The sequence below is a fragment of the Streptomyces sp. KR55 genome, assembly GCF_052245645.1.
In the GTDB taxonomy this organism is placed as follows: Bacteria; Actinomycetota; Actinomycetes; order Streptomycetales; family Streptomycetaceae; genus Streptomyces; species Streptomyces flavusporus.
Window position 1 is genome coordinate 1 of sequence record NZ_JBQQCE010000708.1, and the last position, 3411, is coordinate 3411.

Consider the following 3411-nt stretch of genomic DNA (forward strand, 5'->3'; position numbering starts at 1 on the left):
CCTCCAACTCGGCGTCCACGACGGCCTGGAGGGAGCGCGGGGCACCGAGTCCGCCGAGTCCCTCGGGGTAGTGCACCCAGGCGAGCCCGGCGTCGAAGCGGGCCCTGAGGAAGTCGAGCCGGTCCGTGGTGGCCGGTGGATGTGCGGCCAGCAACTCCTGTGTGCGGCTGTGCAGTTCCGTGGCGTCGATCATGCTGCCTCCTCCATGACGACGGCGATCCTGCCGGTCGTGACGCCGTCCGCGACCCGCTGCACGGCGGCCGCGGCCCCGCTGAGCGGCACCCGCTCGCTCACCAGCGGCTTGATGGCGCCCTGCGCGGCCAGCTCGGTGAGCTGCTCGTGGCAGTGCTGGACCAGCTTCGGGTTCTTGGTGTTGTACAGGCCCCAGTGCAGGCCGAGGATCGAGTAGTTCTTCACCAGGGCGTGGTTGAGCGCGGGGCTGGGGATCGATCCGCTCGCGAAGCCGACGACCACGATCCGCCCCTCGAAGGCGACGGTCTTGGCGGACTGGGCGTAGGCCTCCCCGCCGACCGGGTCGTAGATCACGTCGGCGCCCCGGCCGCCGGTGGCCTCCTTCACGGCCGCGACGACATCCGTGGCACGCCGGTCGATCACCACGTCGCAGCCCAGCTCGCGGGCGACGGCGGCCTTCTCGGCACCGCCGACGACACCGATGACCGTGGCGCCGGCCGCCTTGCCGAGCTGCACGGCCGCGCTGCCGACCCCTCCTGCGGCAGCGTGGACGAGCAGGGTCTCGCCGGCCTCCAGCCGGGCCCGGCGGTGCAGGCCGAACCAGCCCGTCTGGTAGCCGATGTGCAGGGCGGCGGCCTCCGCGTCGTCCAGCGCGTCGGGCGCGGGCAGAGTTGCGGCGGCGTCCGCGACGGTGTACTCGGCGAAACCGCCGTACGGCAGCACCGGGTTGGCGATCACGCGGCGGCCGTCCTCGGTCTCGCCGCAGATCTCCACGCCCGGCGTGAAGGGCAGCGGGGGCCGCACCTGGTACTGACCCCGGCACAGCAGGGCGTCAGGGAAGTTGATGTTCGCGGCCCGTACTCTGAGCAGGACCTGGCCGTCGCCGGGCGTGGGCGGCGCCACGTCCGCGAGGCGCATCACCTCGCCCGGCTCGCCGTTCTCGTGCACCTGCCATGCCTGCATGCGGGGCCTCCACGCGACTTCCTCGTCCGACCGGGGTCGATCGCATACTAAGCGGTCGCTTGCCCATCAGGGAACAGTCGCGTACGTCACGCAGGCCGGAACAGGTCACGCCCGCTTGGGCCGCGCCCGCACATGCATCCGTTCCCCCTGCGGCCCGAACAGGCTCAGGAACTCCACCGGCCCCTCCCCCGTCGACCCGAACCAGTGCGGCACGCGCGTGTCGAACTCGGCGGCCTCCCCCGCCGTGAGCACCACGTCGTGCTCCCCCAGCACCAGCCGCAGCCGCCCGGACAGGACGTACAGCCACTCGTAGCCCTCGTGCGTGCGCGGGTCGGGTTCGAGCCTGCGCTGCGGTTCGAGCACCTTGAAGGCCTGGAGTCCGCCGGGCTGGCGGGTGAGCGGCCAGTGGGTGCGGCCGTGCATCTCGATCGGCTTGGCCCGCACCCGCGGATCCCCGACGGGAGGCGCACCGACCAGCTCGTCCAGGGGCACCTGATGGGCCTGCGCGATCGGCAGGAGCAGCTCCAGGCTGGGCTTGCGCAGCCCGGACTCCAGCCGGGAGAGCGTGCTCACCGAGATGCCGGTCGCCTCGGACAGCCCGGAGAGCGTGACCTCCCGTTCCTTCCGGATCCTCCGCAGCCGCGGACCCACGCCTGCCAGAACGTCATCGGTACTCATGCCTCGTATTGCAGTTTCAGCAAAGACATTTGTCAACACGGTACCGGTGGGGCGACCTTCTGTCGTGGAGGTGGTCACCATGACCGAGACATACGAAGTGATCGTCGTCGGCGGCGGCACGGCCGGCCTGTCCGCCGCGCTCGTCCTGGGGCGAGCCAGGCGCCGCACCCTGGTCGTCGACGCCGGCGAGCCCCGCAACGCACCGGCGGCCCACATGCAGGGCTATCTGTCGCGGGACGGCATGCCGCCCGCCGACTTCCTGGCGATCGGCCGCGAGGAGATCGCGCGGTACGGCGTCGACCTCGTCCGGGACACCGCCGTCGACGTCACCGAGGGCGAGGGCGAGCACTTCACCGTCGAGCTCGCGAGCGGACGGACCGTGCGCGCCCGGCGGCTCGTCGTCACCACCGGGCTCAGGGACGAACTGCCGACGGTCCCCGGGGTCGCCGAACGGTTCGGGCGGGATGTGCTGCACTGCCCCTACTGCCACGGCTGGGAGGTGCGCGACCAGGCCTTCGGCGTGCTCGCCACCAGCCCGCTCAGCGTGCACCAAGCGCTGGTCGTCACCCAGTGGTCCAAGGACGTCACCTTCTTCCTGCATGAGGTCGCCGAGGACGACCTGACGGACGACGACCTGCGCCGCCTCGCCGCGGCCGGGGTGGACGTGGTGCCCGGTGAGGTCGCCGGCCTGGTGGTGGAGGACGACCGGCTCACCGGGGTCCGGCTCGCGGACGGTACGACCCACGCCCGCGAGGTGCTGTTCGTCGCGCCCCGCGCCGTCCCGCAGACCGGCTTGCTTCAGCGGCTCGGCGCCGAGCTGAACGAGACCCCGTTCGGCGCCTACCCCGTGGTCGACGCAACGGGCAGGACGACCGTGGCCGGCGTGTGGGCCGCGGGCAACGCCATGGGGTTCGCGGAGCAGGTCGTGAACGCGGCGAGCGGCGGCTACCGCGCGGGCGCCACGATCAACGGGGAACTGCTGATGACCGACCTCGACGCGGCCGTGCGGGTGTAGAGCCTGCCCGGCGGATCATGCCGCAGACGCGGGGTCTGGCACGCCCATCTGCCGCGTTGTCGTCAGTCGCTAACTCCCCCACGCTCGACTTCGCTCGCGCGGGAGGGGCCCCCATCGCGTCGACTCCCTCCTCCGCCTTGCAGCTGCACGCACCAGACCCCGTTCACCGGCACTGCCCAGGCACCGTCACTTGCCTGCGACCTGCTCCGCCGGACAGGCCCCGCCTCCCCGTTGCACCATGACTGCATGCTGCTGACCCGGCTCGCCGACGTGTCCTGGGAGGTCGCCGCCACCTCGGCGCGGTCCCGCAAGATCGCCCTGCTCGCCGAGTTGTTCCGGGACGCGGAGGCGGACGACGTGCCGATCGTCATCCCCTACCTCGCGGGCCGGCTCCCGCAGGGGCGGCTCGGCATCGGCTGGAAGGTGCTGAGCCGCCGGGTCGCCCCGGCCACCGAGCCGACCCTGACCGTGCGCGAGGTGGACGCCCGGCTCACCCGGATCGGCAAGGTCACCGGCACCGGCTCGCAGGCCGAACGGGCCCGGCTGGTCGGGGAGTTGATGGG

Annotated in this window: 3 protein-coding genes and 2 pseudogenes; 2 read left to right on the forward strand and 3 right to left on the reverse strand. The window is 72.4% G+C overall.

What is annotated here, in order from left to right; genetic code table 11:
* From ACTWQJ_RS48690 to ACTWQJ_RS48700, 3 genes and pseudogenes are all read right to left on the reverse strand, one after another.
* Positions 1-193: pseudogene (locus tag ACTWQJ_RS48690) on the reverse strand (acyl-CoA dehydrogenase family protein); the annotation flags it as partial.
* Positions 190-1155: an NADPH:quinone oxidoreductase family protein gene (locus tag ACTWQJ_RS48695; protein ID WP_443312780.1), complete on the reverse strand. Its 966-nt coding sequence runs from the start codon at positions 1153-1155 to the stop codon at positions 190-192. The gene ACTWQJ_RS48695 and the pseudogene ACTWQJ_RS48690, both read right to left, overlap by 4 nt.
* Positions 1156-1260: 105 nt before the next feature.
* On the reverse strand, positions 1261-1833 hold the full coding sequence (locus ACTWQJ_RS48700) for a helix-turn-helix domain-containing protein (protein ID WP_385508971.1): 573 nt from the start codon (positions 1831-1833) through the stop codon (positions 1261-1263).
* A 79-nt stretch (positions 1834-1912) separates the two neighbouring features.
* Here ACTWQJ_RS48700 and ACTWQJ_RS48705 point away from each other — a divergent pair, with 79 nt between their 5' ends.
* Both ACTWQJ_RS48705 and ACTWQJ_RS48710 read left to right on the forward strand, forming a co-directional pair.
* Entirely contained in the window at positions 1913-2848 is a 936-nt protein-coding gene (locus ACTWQJ_RS48705; protein ID WP_443312781.1) for an NAD(P)/FAD-dependent oxidoreductase, read from the forward strand.
* Between the two features lie 246 nt (positions 2849-3094).
* A pseudogene (locus tag ACTWQJ_RS48710) lies at positions 3095-3411 on the forward strand (ATP-dependent DNA ligase); the annotation flags it as partial.

Bases quoted from the DNA above. Each gene is read 5' to 3' on its own strand.
- ACTWQJ_RS48695 (WP_443312780.1), bottom strand. From the start codon at position 1,155: ATGCAGGCATGGCAGGTGCACGAGAACGGCGAGCCGGGCGAGGTGATG.
- ACTWQJ_RS48700 (WP_385508971.1), bottom strand. From the start codon at position 1,833: ATGAGTACCGATGACGTTCTGGCAGGCGTGGGTCCGCGGCTGCGGAGG.
- ACTWQJ_RS48705 (WP_443312781.1), top strand. From the start codon at position 1,913: ATGACCGAGACATACGAAGTGATCGTCGTCGGCGGCGGCACGGCCGGC.